General features: G+C 65.1%; 16 protein-coding genes. 5 read left to right on the top strand and 11 right to left on the bottom strand.

Features of this window, described 5'->3' with window-relative positions:
• Positions 1–54 precede the first annotated feature (54 nt).
• The 3 genes from era to lepB form a co-directional block, all read right to left on the bottom strand.
• Positions 55–957 (bottom strand): GTPase Era, encoded by a 903-nt coding sequence (era, locus tag U1738_RS18095; RefSeq protein ID WP_332790431.1) that lies wholly within the window; start codon positions 955–957, stop codon positions 55–57.
• A 156-nt stretch (positions 958–1113) separates the two neighbouring features.
• Positions 1114–1794, bottom strand: a complete 681-nt coding sequence (rnc, locus tag U1738_RS18090; RefSeq protein ID WP_443027048.1) for a ribonuclease III — start codon at positions 1792–1794, stop codon at positions 1114–1116.
• On the bottom strand, positions 1791–2663 hold the full coding sequence (gene lepB / locus U1738_RS18085) for a signal peptidase I (protein ID WP_332790430.1): 873 nt from the start codon (positions 2661–2663) through the stop codon (positions 1791–1793). Before lepB ends, rnc begins: the two co-directional genes overlap by 4 nt.
• A gap of 94 nt (positions 2664–2757) precedes the next feature.
• On the opposite strand from lepB, the gene pgi reads away from it, so the two are divergent.
• Both pgi and gor read left to right on the top strand, forming a co-directional pair.
• A complete protein-coding gene (pgi, locus tag U1738_RS18080; protein ID WP_443027047.1) occupies positions 2758–4257 on the top strand; it encodes a glucose-6-phosphate isomerase in 1500 nt (499 codons plus the stop codon).
• Between the two features lie 142 nt (positions 4258–4399).
• A complete protein-coding gene (gene gor, locus U1738_RS18075; RefSeq protein ID WP_332790429.1) occupies positions 4400–5755 on the top strand; it encodes a glutathione-disulfide reductase in 1356 nt (451 codons plus the stop codon).
• A 198-nt stretch (positions 5756–5953) separates the two neighbouring features.
• Here the strand turns inward: gor and U1738_RS18070 are convergent, their stop codons facing one another.
• The 4 genes from U1738_RS18070 to U1738_RS18055 form a co-directional block, all read right to left on the bottom strand.
• Positions 5954–8758 (bottom strand): TonB-dependent receptor, encoded by a 2805-nt coding sequence (locus U1738_RS18070; protein WP_332790428.1) that lies wholly within the window; start codon positions 8756–8758, stop codon positions 5954–5956.
• 174 nt (positions 8759–8932) lie between these two features.
• Complete coding sequence (ligA, locus tag U1738_RS18065; protein ID WP_332790427.1) at positions 8933–11083, bottom strand: NAD-dependent DNA ligase LigA; 2151 nt, start codon at positions 11081–11083, stop codon at positions 8933–8935.
• 139 nt (positions 11084–11222) lie between these two features.
• On the bottom strand, positions 11223–11423 hold the full coding sequence (locus U1738_RS18060; protein ID WP_332790426.1) for a hypothetical protein: 201 nt from the start codon (positions 11421–11423) through the stop codon (positions 11223–11225).
• A 64-nt stretch (positions 11424–11487) separates the two neighbouring features.
• Entirely contained in the window at positions 11488–11694 is a 207-nt protein-coding gene (locus U1738_RS18055) for a cold-shock protein (protein ID WP_055775402.1), read from the bottom strand.
• 321 nt (positions 11695–12015) lie between these two features.
• Here U1738_RS18055 and U1738_RS18050 point away from each other — a divergent pair, with 321 nt between their 5' ends.
• Positions 12016–12351, top strand: coding sequence for a hypothetical protein (locus tag U1738_RS18050; RefSeq protein ID WP_332790425.1), 336 nt, complete (start codon positions 12016–12018; stop codon positions 12349–12351).
• Between the two features lie 181 nt (positions 12352–12532).
• On the opposite strand, the gene recN is transcribed toward U1738_RS18050, so the two are convergent.
• Both recN and U1738_RS18040 read right to left on the bottom strand, forming a co-directional pair.
• The gene (recN, locus tag U1738_RS18045; protein ID WP_332790424.1) at positions 12533–14188 is read right to left on the bottom strand and encodes a DNA repair protein RecN; all 1656 of its coding nucleotides are present in this window, start codon (positions 14186–14188) and stop codon (positions 12533–12535) included.
• A 57-nt stretch (positions 14189–14245) separates the two neighbouring features.
• Positions 14246–15166, bottom strand: a complete 921-nt coding sequence (locus U1738_RS18040; RefSeq protein WP_332790423.1) for an outer membrane protein assembly factor BamD — start codon at positions 15164–15166, stop codon at positions 14246–14248.
• Between the two features lie 132 nt (positions 15167–15298).
• On the opposite strand from U1738_RS18040, the gene U1738_RS18035 reads away from it, so the two are divergent.
• Positions 15299–16123, top strand: a complete 825-nt coding sequence (locus U1738_RS18035) for a class I mannose-6-phosphate isomerase (protein WP_332790422.1) — start codon at positions 15299–15301, stop codon at positions 16121–16123.
• Between the two features lie 221 nt (positions 16124–16344).
• Positions 16345–17517 (top strand): glycosyltransferase, encoded by a 1173-nt coding sequence (locus U1738_RS18030; RefSeq protein ID WP_332790421.1) that lies wholly within the window; start codon positions 16345–16347, stop codon positions 17515–17517.
• Between the two features lie 132 nt (positions 17518–17649).
• Here U1738_RS18030 and U1738_RS18025 read toward each other — a convergent pair whose 3' ends face one another.
• Together U1738_RS18025 and secF are read right to left on the bottom strand one after the other, a co-directional pair.
• The gene (locus U1738_RS18025) at positions 17650–18021 is read right to left on the bottom strand and encodes an Mth938-like domain-containing protein (protein ID WP_332790420.1); all 372 of its coding nucleotides are present in this window, start codon (positions 18019–18021) and stop codon (positions 17650–17652) included.
• Between the two features lie 36 nt (positions 18022–18057).
• Positions 18058–19029: a protein translocase subunit SecF gene (secF, locus tag U1738_RS18020; protein ID WP_332790419.1), complete on the bottom strand. Its 972-nt coding sequence runs from the start codon at positions 19027–19029 to the stop codon at positions 18058–18060.
• Between the last annotated feature and the right edge of the window lie 11 nt (positions 19030–19040).

Raw genomic sequence — 19040 nt, 5'->3', positions numbered from 1 at the left:
GCTTCGACAGGCTCAGCACGAACGGAAGGGGCGTCGCGCTCGAGTAAACGCCGGTCAATCCACCCAGTCCAGCCCCATTTCGCGGTACGAATCGCGATCCTCGTCCCAGCCGGGCTTGACCTTAACGTGCAGGTACAAATGCACCGGGCGGCCCATGATGTTCGAAAGTTCCGCCCGCGCGCGCGCGCCGATTTCCTTGATCCGCACGCCGCCCTTGCCCAGCACGATCGCGCGCTGCGTGGGGCGTTCGACCAGGATCTGCTGGTGGATCTCGACCGATCCGTCCTCGCGCTCCTTATACTGTTCGGTCTCGATCGCGCTGGCATAAGGCAGTTCGGCGTGGAGCTGCAGATAGAGCTGCTCGCGCGTCACTTCCGACGCCAGGCTGCGTTCGGTCGCGTCGGACACCTGATCCTCGGGATAATGCCACGGCCCCTCGGGCATCGCCTTGGCGAGATGCGCCTTCAGGTCGGCGAGGCCATCGCCGGTCGTCGCGCTGACGAAGAAGGTCTCGGCGAATTCCACCGCGGCGTTCAATTTCTCGGCATGGACCAGCAGCTTGGCCTTGTCGGCGAGATCGACCTTGTTGAGAATCAGGTATTTCGGCTCCGGCCGCCCGGCGATGCTCTCGGCGATATCGGTCACCTTCTTGCCGAGCCCGCCTTTGGCATCGACCACCAGCGCGAGGATATCGGCACCTTCCGCCCCGCCCCACGCGGCCTGCACCATCGCCCGATCGAGCCGACGCTTGGGTTCGAAGATGCCGGGCGTATCGACCAGCAGCAATTGCGTGTCGCCCTCAATCGCGACACCCATCAACCGCACGCGCGTAGTCTGCGCCTTGGGACTGACGATCGCGACCTTCTGCCCGACCAGCGCGTTGACGAGCGTGGACTTGCCGGCATTCGGCGCGCCGAGCACGGCGATGAGGCCGCAGGATTGGGTGGTATCAGTCATGATCGTCGGGTTGGCGCATGGAAAGCGTCTCGGCAAGAGGCACGTCCCTCTTCCCCGTTCGTCCTGAGCTTGTCGAAGGACTGCAATTTCTCTCGGCGGTGGAAAGAAGGGCGGTCCTTCGACAAGCTCAACATGGACGAATAAGAATGGTCCGCTTCACCCCAATTTCGCCAGCAGCGCTATCGCCGCTGCCTTCTCCGCCTCCTGCTTCGAACTGCCCTCCGCCGACGCATCGGCAAAGGTGCCCAACGCGACCTTCACCGTGAAGCGCGGCGCATGATCCGGTCCGGAGCGGTCGATCACCTCATAAGCCGGGGGCTTGCGCTTATGCGCCGCGGCCCATTCGAGAAGTTCGGACTTGGGATGCTGCGGTGCCTTGATCTGGCCGGTCGTGCGCGCCCCCCACGCGTTGCGGATCGCGGCGCGCGCCGGGGCCAGGCCGGCGTCGAGATACAGCGCGCCGATCAGCGCCTCCATCACGTCGCCCAGCACGTTGTCGCTGTCGCTGGCGCCCGCATCGCGCGCCTGTTTACCGAGCCGCAGATGCAGCGGTACACCGAGATCGCGCGCGACATCGGCGCAGGTCACGCCCGAGACGAGCATGTGCTGTCGTTTCGAGAGCGCCCCTTCCGCCTCGCCGGGGAACAATTCGCACAGCCATTCGGCCATCACCAAGCCGAGCACGCGATCGCCCAGAAACTCCAGCCGCTCGTAATTCTCCGCCGCCTGGCTGCCATGAGTCAGCGCGCGCTGATAGGCCGCAAGATCCGCCGGGCGGTGGCCGAGCGTCGTCTCGATCCAGTCGCTCAAGGCACCGTTCAAAAGCCTATCGTTCAAAAACCTTCCCCGATGCGGCTCCACCGGGCGGCGGAGAACCACGTCCAAGGCAGCAGCCACGAAGCGCTGCCATCGGTCGAGAAGAAGCCGACCACGGCCTTGCCTTGAATCCGGTCCATCGGCACATAGCCCATGCCGACGGGCTCGCCCGGCATCGCATCCGCCGGCGCGGGGAAGCGGCTGTCGGCGCTGTTGTCGCGATTGTCGCCCATCACGAACACCGATCCGGCGGGAACGGTATAGACGCCGGTATTGTCCGCTGGCGTATTGGCGGCATCCAGTACGTCGTAGCTGCGCCCGCCGGGCAGGGTTTCGCGGAAGCGCGAATAGCGGCAGATCTGCTTGTTCTCGACGACGCCGAGATGCGCGGCGTCGCACTTGCCGTTCACGTCGTCGCTGGCGGGATAATTGGGGCTGATCGGCAGGATGAAGTCGGCGATGCGCTCCTTGGGCACCGCCACGCCGTTCAGGATCAACTGGCCATTCCGCATCTGGATCGTATCGCCGGGCAGGCCGATGACCCGCTTGATCACGTCGACATCGTCGCCGGGAGGGCCACGGAACACCACCACGTCGCCGCGCGCCGGGTCGCGCGCCAAAATCCGCCCCGGAATCAGCGGCACGCCGAACGGCAGCGACCAGCGCGAATAGCCATAATTCCATTTCGAGATGAACAGATAATCGCCGATCAACAGGCGCGGCAGCATCGATTCGCTCGGGATGCTGAACGGCGAGAAGACGAAGCTGCGAAAGATCAGCACGATCAATGCGAGCTTCAGCAGAAACGTCAGCGTTTCGCGGGTTTCGGATTTCGGTTTGGCCGCGGCGGCGGGCACAGCGGTCTTCCCGGAGGTGGTGGTATCGGACATGGCGGCGGTTTGGGGGGATGCGCGGTGTGCGTCAAGCTGGCGGTTGAAACCGGCCTATACTAGGGCAATCTACGGTCCGACCCACAGAAGCGAGATGACGATGCCAAATGCCGACTGGAGCGCGATTCAGGCGCTGCCTGCCAAGACGTTGATCGAGCTGTTCGCCGAGGATGCGGGGCGGCTGGCGAAGCTGTCCGTCGACGTCGCGGGATTGCATTTCGACTGGTCGAAGACCCACCTGACCGAGGATGCGGTGACGGCGTTTGCGGCGCTGGCCAAGGCGCAGGGGTTGGCGGCGAAGCGCGAGGCGCTGTTCGGTGGCGAGATCGTCAACCTAACCGAAGGCCGCGCGGTCGAGCATACCGCCGAGCGGGGCGAGGGCAAGGCGGACAGCGTGGCCAAGGCGCGCGCGCTGCACGCCCGCATGCGCGGCCTGATCGACGCGATCGAGGGCGAGGCGCTGGGGCCGATCCGTCACATCCTGCATGTCGGCATCGGCGGATCGGCGCTGGGGCCGGACCTGCTGGTCAATGCGCTGGGCCGCGATGAGGATCGCTACGACGTGGCGATCGTCGCCAATGTCGATGGCGTGGCACTTGAGGATGCGTTCGCGCGCTTCGACCCCACCGCGACATTGCTGGTGATCGCATCAAAGACGTTCACCACCACCGAGACGATGCTGAATGCGCAGAGCGTGCTGCAATGGATGACCGAACACGGCGTGTCGGACGTCTACGGCAAGGTCGTGGCCCTCACCGCCGATCCGGACAAGGCGCTGGAATGGGGCGTGGACGAGACGCGCATCCTGCCGTTCGCGGAGAGCATCGGTGGGCGTTATTCGCTATGGTCGTCGATCGGGTTTCCGGCGGCGTTGGCATTGGGCTGGGATTGTTTCGAGGAACTGCTCGAAGGCGCGGCCGAGATGGACCGGCATTTCCGCCTGACCGCTTTGCACGAGAATGCCCCGACGCTCGCGGCGTTTGCCGACCTCTATTACACGCAGGTGCGGCACGCCGAGACGCGCGCGACCTTCGCCTATGATCAGCGGCTGAAACTGTTGCCGCCCTATCTCCAGCAGCTGGAAATGGAATCGAACGGCAAGAGCGTGACGGCCGAGGGTGAGCCACTTGGCCGCCCGAGTGCGGCGATCACCTGGGGCGGGGTGGGCACCGAGGCGCAGCATGCGGTGTTCCAGTTGCTCCACCAGGGCACGCACCTCGTGCCGGTCGAATTCGTCGCGGCGATCGAGCCGGGCGATACGCTGTCGGAGGAGCATCACCGCCAGTTGCTGATGAACGCCTTCGCGCAGGGTGCCGCGCTGATGAAGGGCAAGCATAACGACGATGGCGCGCGCAGCTATCCGGGCGATCGGCCGTCCTCGACGATTTTGCTCGACGATCTCGACGCGCGCTCGCTGGGCGCGCTGATCGCGTTCTACGAACACCGCGTGTTCGTGAACGGCGTGCTGCTGGGGATCAATTCGTTCGACCAGTTCGGCGTGGAACTGGGCAAGGAAATGGCCAAGGCGGCGGTGGAAGGCGGGCAGAGTTTCGACGCCTCGACCGACGACCTGATCAAGCGGGCGTTCGGCTGAACGTCGCCCACCGCATCCTGTTGTGCACCACCTATCCCCGTTCGCCCTGAGCCTGTCGAAGGGCCGTCCTTCTTCTCCACCGTCGAAAAAAGAACGGTGCTTCGACAGGCTCAGCACGAACGGTATTTCTTGAGGCATTGAGATGACTGACCCCCAATACGATTACGACCTCTTCGTCATCGGTGCAGGCTCCGGCGGCGTGCGCGCTGCGCGCGTAGCCGCCGCGCACGGCGCGAAGGTCGCCGTCGCCGAGGAATATCGCATCGGCGGCACCTGCGTGATCCGGGGCTGCGTGCCCAAGAAGCTGCTGATCTACGGCGCGCATTTCGCCGAGGATCTCAAGGATGCCAAGCGTTTCGGCTGGGACGTGCCCGACCAGTGCGATTTCGACTGGAAGGTGCTGCGCGACAATGTGCTGGAGGAGGTCGACCGGATCAGCGGCGCGTACACGACCACGCTGGAGAGCCATTACGTCGAGATGATCGCCGAACGCGCGACGATCACCGGGCCGCATGATGTGAAGCTGGCCGGCGGGCGCGAGGTGACGGCGAAGACGATCCTGATCGCCACCGGCGCGACGCCGTCGGTGCCGAAATGCCCGGGCCACGAACATGGCATCACCTCGAACGAGGCGTTCCATCTCGATGCCATTCCGAAGCGTATCCTGATCGCGGGTGCGGGCTATATCGCCAACGAATTCGCCGGCATCTTCTACCAGTTCGGCGCGCACGTGACTTTGATCAACCGCAGCGACGTGATCCTGCGCGGTTATGACGAATCGATCCGCGACCGACTGCTGCAGATTTCGATGATGAAGGGGATCGAATTCCGCTTCCACGCTGATTTCCAGGGCATCGAAAAGGGCGAGGACGGGTGCCTGACGGTCAAGATGTCCGGCCATGAGCCGGTGACGGTGGATTGCGTGATGTTCGCCACCGGGCGCGAGCCGAACACCGCCGGGCTGGGACTGGAAGCCGCTGGCGTCGAACTGGACGACAAGGGCGCGGTGAAGGTGGACGAGGACAATCGCTCGACCTGCCCGAGCATTTATGCGGTGGGCGACGTGACCAATCGCGTGCAGCTAACCCCGGTTGCGATCCGCGAGGGGCAGGCGTTCGCGGATAGCGTGTTCGGCGGCAAGCCGACGCGGGTCGATTACGAGAACATCCCCGCCGCCGTGTTCAGCCACCCGCCGATGGCCGGTGTCGGCATGACGGAGGCGCAGGCCAAGACCAAGCTCGGATCGTGCAAGGTCTACACCTCGGATTTCCGCCCGATGAAGAACGTGCTGGCCGGCCGCAACGAACGCGCGCTGTACAAGATGATCTGCGACTCCGACACGAACAAGGTGATCGGCCTGCACATGATCGGCCCCGACGCGCCGGAAATCCTGCAGGCCGCGGCGATCGCGGTAAAGGCCGGGCTGACCAAGGACGCCTTCGACCAGACAGTGGCGCTGCATCCCTCGATGGCCGAGGAACTCGTACTGATGCGGTGAGGCGCGGGCGTATCCTACACACCCGTCCGTCCTGAGCTTGTCGAAGGACTGCCCTTACTCTCGATGGTGAGAGCAAGGCATTGCTTCGACAGATTCAGCGCAGACGGGGGAAGGGCCACCGGCCTCCTGCTCAAGACAAGAAAAAGGCCGCCGTCCCGAATGGGGCGGCGGCCTTTTCTGTAACGATGGCAGGTGGTTTTAGAAGCCGACCTGCAGCGTTGCGGTAATCGAGCGCGGGGTGCCGATGACGGCGTTGCCGATCGAGTAGCGGTTGGGCAGGCCAACAAAGCCGCTCGAGCCGCTAAGGCCGCCGATATAGACCTTGTCGAACAGGTTGCTGACATTGACCTGGAGGAACGTCTTGTCGCTGTTGAGCAGCTTGCCGATGTTGAAGCGCAGGTCGAGATCGACGAGCACGTAGGACGAGATCCGCGCGCCGTAGATCTTGTTCTGCGATGCGTCGGGGCAGATGCCGCCGGTTGCAGTGGTCGATACCAGGCAGGTGTAGACCGGCAGGTTCTCGTCGTTGACGAAGCGGGCACCGGTATACTTCCCCTGAACGCCCAGATCGAACAGGCCGATCGTGCCTTGTGCACGGCCACCGAACATCCACTTCGGCGATCCGCCCTCGGCTTTGCCTGCGGTCTGGAAGAAGGTCGTGGCGTTGGTCGTCGGGATACGACCGGCTTCGACGTTGGTCTTGATCTCCGAGTGCAGATACGAACCGAACACGTAGAGCAGCAGCTCGCGCACGGGACGATATGCCAGCGAGGCATCGGCGCCGTATTTATTCACCGTACCCAGGTTGCGGAAGATGCTGGTATCGCTCTCAATATCATACACGGACACGGTGCGGTTCTGGAACTTGGTGAACCAGCCCGCGATCGACGCCTGGACCTTGCTGGTGTTGTAGCGCAGGCCGACATCGTAGCTGTCGGTCGTTTCGGGCTTAGGCGTCGCCTGGGGCGAGCCGACCGCATAGTAGAACGAGTTATATAGGTTGTCCGTGCTCGGCACCGACAGGCCCTTGGCATAGCTGGCGTAGATGCTGGCTTCGGACGTGAAGTTGTACGTCAAGCCACCGCTCGGCAAGACGCGGTTGTAGTTGAGCACGCGCTGCTGCGGCGGGGCGAAACCGACGACGCAGGCCGATGTCGTGACGGCACATGACGTGCCCGTCGTCGTCGGGCGTGTCACCGAACCCACGGTCGTCACGCCGGGCGCGAAGTACGTATAAGGGTTCGCCGCGGCATAAGCGGCCGTTCCGCTCGGCGTCACACAGCTTACGTTGCCGTTTGCCGACACGGTGAAGCAGTTCTGGTTCAGTTCGCGGCGGAAGAACGGGGCACGCACACCGATCTCGACGTTCAATGCGTTATCGAAGAACTTGCCGCGATACTGCGCCGAAACCTGGTTCAGGATCGCGTAGGAAAGGCGATCGCGCTTTTGCAGAACCGCGCCGCTGGCATCCGTGAGGCCGCCATTAACCGGGAAAACATCCATCGGCTCGCCGTTCGCCTGCAGCAGGCCGACTTCGCCGGTCTGGCGGTGACGACCATAATCGAGCGAGTAGGTCAGACGGATACGGTTGTTCTCGTCGAGTTCGTAGGCGAGGCCAGCGACCGCGCCATAACGCCGAGTGGCGGTCTGGCTTGGCGAGATCCCAAGAACCGTATCGAGCCGGTCGCCGTCACCGTTCAGATCGCGACCGACATAATAGCCGAAGCCGGCCGGCGCGGCGTTACCGGTGTTCGGACCGGAATTGATCACGCCGGTGAGCGTTTCGACGGCAGTGGTCTGCGACAGATTGGCCGTGCCTTCGAGCAGGTTTACCGTGCCGCCGCCATTGGCCTTCACGGTTTGATAGCTTGCGTCCAGCGTGAACACCAGCTTGTCGCTTAGCGTGAAGCGCGAACCTAAGCGGATGTTGCCGGTGTTAGACGGGTTGTAGCGACGGTCGAACTCCGCACCGCAGCTTGCGCCAGCGCTGGGCTGTGCCGGTGCTGCTGCAATGCCGTCGGCGACGCCCGGCCGGGCTACGCCGTTGACCAGGCACGGATAGTTGATCGAGTAGAAACGCTCGGCTGCAGTCAGCGGGGCGCGGTTTGCCGTGTTCGGACCTGGAATACGAGGAATGATGGTGGTCACGCCGCCAATCGTTACAGCTTGCGTCTGATCGCTACGCAGCGGAACCGAACCCAGGAAGTTGTTGCGGTTCTCGTTCCACTGGCCGGCGATCGAGATGAAATCGCCCTTGTCGCCCAGCGGCTTGTAGAGGCGCGCATTATACTGCTGCTTGCGCAGCTTGCCGTAATTGTTGAACGGATTGAACGCTTCGATCTTCGAACCCGAGAAGAAACCGCGCACGCCGGTATGAGCGATATCGCCGGTGTCGACCATGCCAAAGATGCGCAGGATGTCGCGGTTTCGCGGATCACCTTCACCCGCATATTGGCCGTAAGTGCCGCTCATCATCACGCCGAAATTCTGCGAAGGAACGCGCGTACGGATGTTGACGGTGCCGCCGACCGCCGATGCCGTCGGGCTGTCGACGTCGGTCGTGCCGAGGTTGACGGTCACCGATTCGAGCGTCTCGGGATCCTGCTGCTGGTTCGAGAAGATTGCGTAGTTGCCGGTGTCGTTCAGCGGAATGCCGTCCAGCGTCTGCGAAATGCGCGTGCTGTCGAAGCCGCGGATCGTGAACGTGCCGCCGGCCGCGCCGGTCGCATCGTTGTTCTGGAAGCTGACGCCCGGGACCAGGTTGATGATGTCGTTGACCGTCTGGCCGGGGCGCTGGCGCGAGATCAATTCCGACGTGATGGTCGAACGCGACTTCGGAACGTCGGGAAGCTGGACGCCACCAATACCCTTGGTGGTCCGTGCCGTAACCACGACTTCTTCGCCGCCATTATCGAAATCCGTCGAGCCAGTCGACTGGGCATATGCCGCGCCCGGAATGATCAGCGCAGCAAATGCAACGCCTGCAAAAAATTTCGTCCGCATCATATTTCCCCTTGGCAGGCTCGTGGCCCGATACGTCCGGCGTCCCACGCCACCGGATGCGCCATTGCGCGCTGTTCATGACGGATAAATGACAGCGCCGGACTTGTGTAGGGGGGTGAGTCAGTGTTTCATGTTGCGTTGCAAAAAAGCATCACCTGAATAATCCGTTAATTTCTAGCGCGCGGCGGAGACGATCGCGGTCCAGCCCGCCTCGTCGATCACCTCGATGCCGAGGTCCTTGGCTTTCTTTTCCTTCGATCCCGCGCCGGGGCCGGCGACGACCAGATCGGTCTTGGCCGATACCGATCCCGACACGCGGGCCCCCAGCGATTCGGCCTGAGCCTTGGCCTCGTCGCGGCTCAGCGTTTCGAGGCTGCCGGTGAAGACCACCGTCTTGCCCTTGACCGGCGAGTCGCGCGTTTCGACGATGAAGTCCGGCGGCGTCACTTCGGCGAGCAGATCGTCCCAGACGGTCTGGTTATGCGGCTCGTGAAAGAAATCGGCCAGCGCGTGGCCGACTGCGGCGCCGATATTCTCGACCCCGATATGGTCGGCGATCGCCTTGTCGAGGCGATTGCCGTGCTTCTGGTCGCTTTCGCCGAGCGCCATTGGAGTCGCATCGCGCAGTGCGATGATTTCTTCGGCGAGCAGGCGGACGCCGGACAGCGTCACGTAACGCTTGAGCAGATCGCGCGCGCTGATCGCGCCGACATGGCGGATGCCGAGCCCGAACAGCAATCGCGCGGCATCGGGCGCGCGCTTCGCCTCGATCGCGGCGCGCAGCGAATCGACCGACGTTTCTTTCCAGCCCTTCATGGTGAGCAGCTCGTCGCGATGCGTTCCGAGCCGGAAGATATCCGCCGGTTCGGCAATCCAGCCGAGATCGAGGAACAGGTTCAGCCGTTCTTCGCCCAGAGACCCGATGTCGAGCGCGGCGCGGCTGACGAAATGCTTCAGCCGTTCGAGCCGTTGCGCCGGGCAGATCAGTCCGCCGGTGCAGCGCACATCGACCTCGCCGTCCGCCGCGACGGCCTCGGATCCGCAGCGCGGGCAATGATCGGGGAAGATCCAGTCCGGAGCTTCGCGCTCCGGCGTCAAATTCTCGACGATCTGCGGGATGACGTCCCCGGCGCGCTGCAGGCGAACGCGGTCGCCCGGGCGCACGCCCAGCCGGGCGATCTCGTCCGCATTATGCAAGGTCGCATTGCGCACCACGACGCCGCCGACCGTCACCGGTTCCAGTTTCGCGACCGGGGTCAGCTTTCCGGTGCGGCCGACCTGAATCTCGATGTCGTTGAGCGTGGTTTCGGCGCGTTCTGCGGGGAATTTGTGCGCGATCGCCCACCGCGGTGCCTTCGCCACCGCGCCCAGCCGCGCCTGCCAGTCGAGCCGATCGACCTTGTAGACCACGCCGTCGATATCGAACGGCAGGTCCGCGCGCGCAGCCTCGATCGCGCGATATACGTCGAGCGCGGCTTCGGCGGTTTCGACGCGGGCGAAACCGTCGGCGACGGGGATGTGCCAGCCGCGGATCGCCGCCACCATTTCCGCCTGCGTTTCGCCCGGCACCGCGCTCGCCTCGCCCCAGCCATGGGCGAGGAAGCGTAACGGGCGCGATTCGGTGACGGCGGCATCCTTCTGGCGCAGCGACCCGGCGGCGGCGTTGCGCGGGTTGGCGAACTGGCGCGCGTCCTTGCCAGTGTCCTCGGCCTCGGCGAGCAGGCGGGCGTTGAGATCGGCGAAATCGGCCTTGGCCATATACACTTCGCCGCGCACCTCGAACACGTCCGGAGCGCCGTCGGGCAAGGTCTGCGGGATGTCGCCGATCGTGCGGACGTTGGCGGTGACGTCCTCACCGACCTGCCCGTCGCCGCGCGTGAGGGCCTGGACCAAGATGCCGCCTTCGTAGCGCAGCGAGCAGGACAGGCCGTCGATCTTCGGTTCGGCGGTAAGCGCGACCTGTTCGCTTTCGGGGAGCTTCAGGTAGCGGCGGACGCGCGCGACGAACTCGACCACCTCCTCATCGCTGAAGGCATTATCGAGACTCATCATCGCCCGGGCATGCGGCACCTTGGCGAGATGCGCGGCGGGCGCGGCACCCACCTTTACGCTGGGCGAATCGGTGCGGATCAGATGCGGGAAAGCGCGCTCGATCGCGGCGTTGCGGCGGGTGAGCGCGTCATAGGCGGCGTCGGAAATCTCCGGCGCGTCGTTGGTGTGATACAGCGTGTTGTGGCGCGCGATCTCGGCGGCGAGGGTCGCCAGCTCGGCGGCGGCGGAATCGTCTGTATCGGGAAGGGAGGTGTCGGACAGTGGCGCGGTCATCGGGCCGGGCTAAACCCGGCGCGGCCGCGATACAACCGTCTCACTCTCCACCGTTCGTGCTGAGCTTGTCGAAGCACGTGCCCCGAACGCGCCCTTCGACAGGCTCAGGACGAACGGGAGAACCTAGGGGATCGCTGAGCTAATCCTCTTCGCCTGCCATCGCCTTGGCTTCTTCGTTGACGGAGCGGCGCTCGGCGGTCTTTTCGGCGCGGGTCGCCATTTCGTCCCAAGCCTTGGCGGCGCGGGCCCAGCGATCGCGGACATTGTCCAGCACGGCGGAATCGGCGTCGGCTTCCGCTTGGCGGGCACGATCGCGATAGAACATGGCGGTGGTATTCATGAACGCTCTCCGTACTGGAATGAGAGCGCGGGCGACGGAGGATTCCGCCGCCCGCGCAGATCATTCACGCGGAAGCGAGGTTGACCGCAGACATCTTGCCGCGACGGTCCTGCTCCAGCTCGTAGGAAACGCGCTGTTCCTTATCGAGCGTACGCATGCCGGCTGCTTCGACGGCGCTGATGTGAACGAAGGCGTCGTTGCCGCCATCTTCGGGCGCAATGAAGCCATAGCCCTTGTCAGCGTTGAAAAACTTTACGGTGCCGATCGGCATAGGTATTTCCTTGGGTAGACGGAGCCGGAAAGAAAGACCGAGAGCGCCGCCCGGCTCCAGCCGGTGCGCCTCGAAACGGATCGTGCGATGCACGACACGGATGGGATGAAAGAGGGTCGGCGAGGGGGCTGAGAATGGCTCCGGGGCTTACAACAAGCGGGAGCGCGTGGGTCTCTCAGCCGTGCGATGCTTGGGGGCAATCTCGCGCGATGGACTCGGTGTAGCAGATCGCCCAGCGATTGTCGCGATGTTTACGCGTGCGCCATAATCCCGCCGCATCGCTGCATGATGATCCGTGCGGTCTGCGGGAGAAAGCGCGCGATGACGGCGGTTCTGATGCTCGTGCTGCAAGCCTTGCCCGTCGCCGTATCGGACCCTCCGGCGGGTGCGACGACGGTGATGATCCCGCAGCGAAGGCGCGCACCGTGCGAAACCTCGCCCGCGCCGGATGAGGTCGTCGTCTGCGGCAAGGCCCATGACGATCGGTTTCGCCTCAAGCCGATCCCCCGACCTGCCGGCATGAAGGCTCCTGTCGATGGGCCGGGCGTGGATTTCGATATCGGTAATGTGCATGGCAATCTGTATGCGATTCAGGTGGGGCGGCCGGACGGCCTGCCCGACAAGCGCATCATGGTGACGCTGACCATGCCTTTTTAGGATAAATCGTACGTTGCCGGGCATTTCGGACGGCGTCCTTTATAACTTCCCCGGCGAAGGCCGGGGCCCAGTCGTGAAACATGAAGTGTTGGGCGCTGCGCAACGTAATATCGACCTTCGCGACTGGGCCCCGGCCTTCGCCGGGGAAGCGGTGCTTCGTGATCGCGCGGACGGTGGAGCCTCAAGCCGTCTCCAGCAAGCGCACCGCCTGCGCGCGCGCTTCGTCCGTCACGGTCGCGCCGGACAGCATGCGCGCGATTTCTTCGCGCCGTTCGGCCTCGTCCAGGCCGCGCACGCCGGTGCGGGTGACGGTGCCGTCATGGCTCTTGGCGATCAGCAGGTGATGCGCCCCGCGCGCCGCGACCTGCGGGCTGTGCGTCACCACCAGCAATTGGGTGCGATCGGCCAGCCGGGCCAACCGTTCGCCGATCGCGCTGGCCACCGCGCCGCCGACGCCGCGATCGATCTCGTCAAAGATCATCGTCGCCGCGCCGCCCTCCTCGGCCAGCGCCACCTTCAGCGCCAGGATGAAGCGCGACAGTTCGCCGCCCGACGCGATCTTGGTTAGCGGGGCGAACGGCGCGCCGGGGTTGGTCGAGATCTCGAATTCCACCCGGTCCTTGCCCGCCGCACCCCAAGAGTCTTCGGCCAGCGGCACGAGTGCGGTGCGGAACCGTGCGGCATCCAGCTTGAGCGGCGCGAGTTCGCCCTTCACCGCCGCGTCGAGCCGGATTGCCGCGTCGCTACGCTGCGCGGTCAGCGCATCCGCCTCCACCGCATAGGCCTTCGCCGCCGCCGCCAAAGCGCGTTCCAGCCTGGCGAGGCCAGCGCCGCCGCTGTCGAGCCGTTCAAGCCGATCCGATAATTCCTGCGTCAGTCGAGCGAGATCGTCCGGCTGCACGCGGTGCTTGCGGGCCAGCGCGCGCAGATCGAACAGGCGAGTCTCGTCCGCCTCCAGTTGCGCCGGATCGAACGCCAGGGCCGCGGCGGCCTCATCGACCTTGTCCTGCACCTCCGCGCTTTCGATGATCGCGCGGTCGATCGCCGCCAGTGCCTCGCCCAGCGCCTCGTGATCCTCGCCGACCCGTTCCAGCACGCGTGCCGCCTGGCGCAATTTGGCGAGGCCTCCGTCCGATCCCTCGAGCAGATCGGCGATCGCGCGCAGATCGTCGGCGATCTTCTCGCCACGCTGCATGCCGGCGCGCCGCGTGGCGAGGATTTCCTCCTCGCCTTCTTCGGGCGCGAAACCGGTCAGTTCGCCGACGGCATGTTCGAGCCATTCGCGGTCGCGCGCCTCGGTTTCCAGTTCGCCCTGTGCGGTCGCCAGCGCCTCGGCCGCCGCGCGCCACGCGCGATAGGCGGTCGCGGCGGGGCCGGTATCGACGCCGGCGAAACTGTCGAGCAGCGCGCGATGGCCGCGCGCGTTCAGCAGCCCGCGATCGTCGTGCTGGCCGTGTATCTCGACCAGCTGCGCGCCCAGTTCGCGCAACAACCCGGCCGACGCAGGCTGGTCGTTGACGAAGGCGCGGCTGCCGCCATCGGCCTTGACGATGCGGCGGACGATCAATGGCTCGCCCGGATCCATCTCAAGGCCGTTCTCGGCGAGCAAGGCGGCGGCTGAGGCGGGGGCATCGAAGCTGGCCGTCACCACGGCCTGCGCGGTGCCGTGCCGTACCAGCGCGCTATCGCCGCGCGCGCCGAGCGCGAGGCCCAGCGCATCGAGCAGGATCGACTTGCCCGCGCCGGTCTCGCCGGTCAGCACGCCGAGGCCGCCGGAAAAATCCAGGTCGAGGGCCTCGATCAGGACGACGTCCCGGATGGAAAGCGCGGTCAGCATATCGGGCCGGCCCTTACCGCATTTCCGCGTGTTCTGGAATTGTTCTTTATGAAGCGCTTACGTGCCGTTGGGATTACCCGGTGTCGGCGATGCGGAGCGATCGTCCTTTGGCGCGATCGCCGCGCTGCCGGGGCGGGTCGGCGTGCTGGGTGCGGTTTGCACCGGCACGATCGGCTGGCCTTGCGGGACCGCCGCCAGTGCGATCGCCGGATGCTCCTGCACCAGCTTGAAGGCGCGCCCGTACCATTCCGAGCCGGGATAGTTCGCGCCCAGCACCGCAGCGGACTTCTTCGCCTCGTCCGGCACGCCGAGCGCCAGATAGGTTTCGGTCAGCCGCATCAGCGCCTCGGGCGTATGCGTCGTGGTCTGGAATTCGTCCACCACCTTGCGGAAACGCATCGTCGCGGCGAGCCAAAGCCCGCGCTTCTCGTAGAAGCGCCCGATCTCCATCTCCTTGCCGGCCAGGTGATCGCGCACGAGATCGATCTTCAGCCGCGCGTCGGAGGCATAACGCGTATTGGGATAGCGCCGCGTCAGTTCGCCCAGCGCGTCGAGTGCCTGCTGCGTGATCTTCTGGTCGCGCGTCACGTCGCTGATCTGCTCGTAATAGCCAAGCGCGATCAGGTAATAAGCGTAAGGCGCGTCGCGGTTGCCGGGATGGACCTGCAGGAAGCGCTGCGCCGACTGGATCGAATTGGTGTAATCGCGGCCGAGATAATTGGCATAGGCGCTCATCAACTGCGCGCGGCGCGCCCATACGGAATAGGGATGCTGGCGCTCGACCTCGTCGAACAATGCCGCCGCTTCCTTGTAGCGTCCCTGATCGAGCCGGTGCTTGGCCGCGCCGTACAACGTGCCGACGTCGCGCGCGACATAGGGCAGATCGTTCTTTCCGGTTTTGCGCGCGCAACCCGCGGTGGTGGATAAAGCGAGTGCGACGATGGCAAGCGCGATCGGGCGGGACAGGGAGGTACGCATGGCCTGACGCCATAGCCCAGCCGCGCCGCCACGAACAATGTTTTTTCCGCAGGTTTCCGCTTGTCTGCGCCGGAGCGAGTGCCCACTCTGTGCGTTGCAGCGCAATATGCCGATCAAGAGGAAACCCAAGCCATGACCGCGACCTTGCTCACCACGCGCCGGGTGGAAAAGCCGTGGGGCCGCCACACACTGTGGCCCGGTTTTCCCGACCCCGCAGCCGATGCCCCGCCGATCGGCGAAATCTGGTTTCAGACGTTCGGACCCGAACAGCCGGACCTGCTGATCAAATATCTGTTCCCCGGCGAAAAGCTGTCGGTGCAGGTCCATCCGAACGACGAACAGGCGCACGAACGCGGCCTGCCGCGCGGCAAGGACGAATGCTGGGTGGTGCTGGCCGCCGAACCGGGTGCGACGATCGCGATCGGTACGCTGGCACCGATGAGCAAGGATGAGTTGCGTGCGTCCTCGCTCGACGGGTCGATCGAACACAAGCTCGACTGGAAGCCGGTCAAGGCCGGGGACTTCTATTACGCGCCGAGCGACACGATCCATGCGATCGGCGGCGGCATCACCGTGATCGAGATCCAGCAGAATTCGGACACGACCTATCGCCTGTACGATTATGGTAGCGACCGCGAACTGCATCTCGACGACGGCGTCGCGGTGGCCGATCCCACCCCTTATGTCGCGCCCGCCGCGCCGGGGCGCGTGGCGGACGATCGTATCCTGCTGGTCGAGGGGCCGAAATTCGTCCTCGAACGATGGCCGGGTGGCGAGCGCACGATCACTTTGCCGGAGGGCAAGCCCGGCTGGTTCGTACCGGCGGTGGGCGAGGGCGTGGTCGATGGCGTGGCGTGGAAGGCGGGCGAATGCCTGTTGATCGAGGGTACGGCGCATATCAGTGCCTCGGTCGGCAGCGACCTGCTGTTCGCCTATCCGGGCGACACGCGGATTTGATGGCGCTTGCTTGTTGTTGTTGATCGCTTCCCCGGCGAAGGCCGGGGCCCAGTCGATAAACGGAAGTAATCGGGCATTGCGGATCGTAACCTCAACCTTCGCTGCTGGGCCCTGGCCTTCGCCGGGGAGGCGTAAACCTTGCTGAGACAATCGCTAGAAACATAAAATTACAGCCGAATTTGCCGCGACCTTAACTTTCGCCGGTCTATTCACCGCACGTCATGCTGCGCGTCCTGACCCTCTCCACGCTGTTCCCCGACGCTACGCGCCCGAATTTCGGCGTGTTTGTCGGGCGGCAGACCCTGGGGCTTGCCGCGCATCCGGATGTCGATCTGCGAGTCGTGGCACCGATCGGTATGCCGCCGTCTCCGTTCGCGCGCCTGCCGCATTACGCCTCGCGCGCGGCTTTGCCCGAACGCGAGACGTGGTACGGCGTGGAGATCTGGCGTCCGCGCTTCACGATCCTGCCCGGCACCGGCGGGCGCTTCCATGTCGGTTCACTCGTCCGTCGGCTGAAACCGCTGCTGGCCGACATCCGGCGCGATTTTGCCTTCGACGTGATCGATGCCGAATTCTTCTTCCCCGATGGCCCGGCGGCGATCGCGCTCGGGCAGCATTTCGGGGTGCCGGTGTCGATCAAGGCGCGCGGTGCCGATATTCATCATTGGGGCCGGACGACCGGCACCGCCGCGCAAGTGCGGCGCGCGGGGCGGCAGGCGGACGGGCTGCTCGCCGTATCGCATGCGATGCGCGACGACATGATCGCGCTCGGAATGCACGCCGATGCGATCCGCGTGCATCACACCGGCGTCGATCTCGATCGCTTCGCGCTCGCGGATCGTGCGGCGGCCAAGGCGGCGCTCGGCATCGCCGGGCCGTTGGTGGTGTCGCTCGGCGCGTTGATTCCGCGCAAGGGGCATGAGGTGGTGATCCGCGCGGTCGCCGCGTTGCCTGGCGTGACGTTACTGATCGCGGGGGAAGGGCCGGACCGCCCGATACTGGAGGCGGAGATCGCGGCGCACGGGGTGGACGAGCGCCTCCGCCTGCTCGGCGCGGTGCCGCATGGCGAATTGCAGACCCTTCTCGCCGCCGCCGACGTCATGGCCCTGTGTTCGGAGTCGGAGGGGCTGGCCAATGCCTGGGTCGAATCGCTCGCCTGCGGCACGCCGATCGTCGTCACGGCGGCGGGCGGCGCGGCGGAGATCGTCGACCGGCCCTGTATCGGGCGGATCGTGCCGCGCGACGTGATGGCGTTTGCGGGGGCGATCGCCGAGCTGATCGCGGATCCGCCACCCCGCGCCGAAACGCGGGCGGCGGCGGAGCGCTTCACCTGGGAGGCGAACAGCGCCGGGTTGTACGATCATCTGGCGGCTTTGGTGACAGGGCGGGCCTGACGGCCGATTTTTCTTCCTCGTCATCCCCGCGAAGGCGGGGATCCCGCTGCCTTGCCCCGCACTTGGAAGAAGAAGCGGGATCCTCGCCTTCGCGAGGATGACGGCAATGTGTTTGTTCGAACCCGAACGAATTCAACCGATCGGGTACAACGCCGCCGCAATCCAGCGCCCCTCGCCACGCAGCACGGCCCACGCCCGCGCCACGGCGCGGCTGTCCATCGCCTCGATCCCGAATCCCTTCGCCTCGATCGCGCGCATCAGCGCCGGGGCCGGCCGCACGAGGCTCGCCCCGGTGCCGAGCAGCAGGAATTCCGGCGGCGGATCGAGCGCGAGCAGCGGGGCGAGATCGGCCTCGGTCAACTCGGCCAGCGGTGGCGGCGACCAGCCGTCGGCGCGCACCGGCGTGATCAGCAGCGCGTGATACACGCCTTCGTCGACCTTGAACCCGCCGCTCGAAAAGCCGGCGATGATCGGGCCGTCGGTCTGCGGCTTGTCCATCTTCATCCCGGCCGAACCCTTAAACGCAGGTGGGTGAAAGGATCACCCGCCGCGCGGGCCGACGCGCTCGGCATTGCTGGCCGCCACCGGCGCGTCCGCCGCATTCGGATCGGCGCGCAGACCCAGCGTGATGAGCAGCGACGACGACACGTAGATCGACGAATAGGTGCCGACGAAGATGCCGAGGATCATCGCCGAGGTGAAGCCACGCAGCACATGCCCGCCGAACAGCAGCAATGCGCCAAGCGCCAGCAGGATCGTCAACGACGTCATCACGGTGCGCGGCAGCGTCTCGTTGACCGAGAGATCGACGATGCCGGCCATGTCCATCTTGCGATAGCGGCGCATATTCTCGCGGATACGGTCGTCGATCACGATCTTGTCGTTGATCGAATAACCGATGATCGTCAGCACGGCGGCGACGATGTTCAGGTCGAACTCGTACCGCGTCAGCGCGAAGAAACCGAGCGTCATCAACAGATCGTGGACGATCGCGACGACGGTCGAGACGCCGAACTGCCATTCGAAGCGCAGCACCGCGAACAGGCCGATGCCGACCACGGCCAGCGCCACGGCCAGCATGCCGCGCCAGATCAGTTCGTTCGACACCTTGCCGGACACCGCATCCTGCTTGGAGAATTTCGCGTCCGGGAAGTCCTTGTTCACCGCGGCCTGCACCTGCTGAACGGTGCGGGCGACCGCGCCTTCGTCCATGCTGTCGGGTGGCGGCAATTTGATCGAGATTGTCTTGCCGTCGCTACCCACCGTCTGCAAGCGCACTTCGCCCAGCTTCAGCGCATCGACCGAGGTGCGCAATTTGTCGAGCGATGGTGGGGTTTCGAACTTTTCCTCGATCATCAGGCCGCCGACGAAATCGACGCCCAGGTTCAGCCCGCGCGTGAACACCAGCGCCAGCGCCGCGAGCGACAGGATCAGGGTCAGCCCGAACGCCCATTTCCGCAAGGAAACGAACGGCAGGTTGGTGTTGTCGGGTACGAGTTTCAGCAGGCGCATGGGATTTCGCC

This window comes from Parasphingomonas caseinilytica, from assembly GCF_036663755.1.
In the GTDB taxonomy this organism is placed as follows: domain Bacteria; phylum Pseudomonadota; class Alphaproteobacteria; order Sphingomonadales; family Sphingomonadaceae; genus Sphingomonas.
Note: the sequence above shows the minus strand (reverse complement) of the source record. Positions and strands in the feature narration are given on the sequence as shown.

Coding starts and splice junctions, on each gene's coding strand:
- U1738_RS18035 (WP_332790422.1), top strand. CDS start 15,299: ATGACCGCGACCTTGCTCACCACGCGCCGGGTGGAAAAGCCGTGGGGC.
- U1738_RS18060 (WP_332790426.1), bottom strand. CDS start 11,423: ATGAATACCACCGCCATGTTCTATCGCGATCGTGCCCGCCAAGCGGAA.
- secF (WP_332790419.1), bottom strand. CDS start 19,029: ATGCGCCTGCTGAAACTCGTACCCGACAACACCAACCTGCCGTTCGTT.
- U1738_RS18030 (WP_332790421.1), top strand. CDS start 16,345: ATGCTGCGCGTCCTGACCCTCTCCACGCTGTTCCCCGACGCTACGCGC.
- gor (WP_332790429.1), top strand. CDS start 4,400: ATGACTGACCCCCAATACGATTACGACCTCTTCGTCATCGGTGCAGGC.
- era (WP_332790431.1), bottom strand. CDS start 957: ATGACTGATACCACCCAATCCTGCGGCCTCATCGCCGTGCTCGGCGCG.
- recN (WP_332790424.1), bottom strand. CDS start 14,188: ATGCTGACCGCGCTTTCCATCCGGGACGTCGTCCTGATCGAGGCCCTC.
- ligA (WP_332790427.1), bottom strand. CDS start 11,083: ATGACCGCGCCACTGTCCGACACCTCCCTTCCCGATACAGACGATTCC.
- pgi (WP_443027047.1), top strand. CDS start 2,758: ATGACGATGCCAAATGCCGACTGGAGCGCGATTCAGGCGCTGCCTGCC.
- U1738_RS18070 (WP_332790428.1), bottom strand. CDS start 8,758: ATGCGGACGAAATTTTTTGCAGGCGTTGCATTTGCTGCGCTGATCATT.
- U1738_RS18050 (WP_332790425.1), top strand. CDS start 12,016: ATGACGGCGGTTCTGATGCTCGTGCTGCAAGCCTTGCCCGTCGCCGTA.
- U1738_RS18025 (WP_332790420.1), bottom strand. CDS start 18,021: ATGAAGATGGACAAGCCGCAGACCGACGGCCCGATCATCGCCGGCTTT.
- U1738_RS18040 (WP_332790423.1), bottom strand. CDS start 15,166: ATGCGTACCTCCCTGTCCCGCCCGATCGCGCTTGCCATCGTCGCACTC.
- U1738_RS18055 (WP_055775402.1), bottom strand. CDS start 11,694: ATGCCGATCGGCACCGTAAAGTTTTTCAACGCTGACAAGGGCTATGGC.
- lepB (WP_332790430.1), bottom strand. CDS start 2,663: ATGTCCGATACCACCACCTCCGGGAAGACCGCTGTGCCCGCCGCCGCG.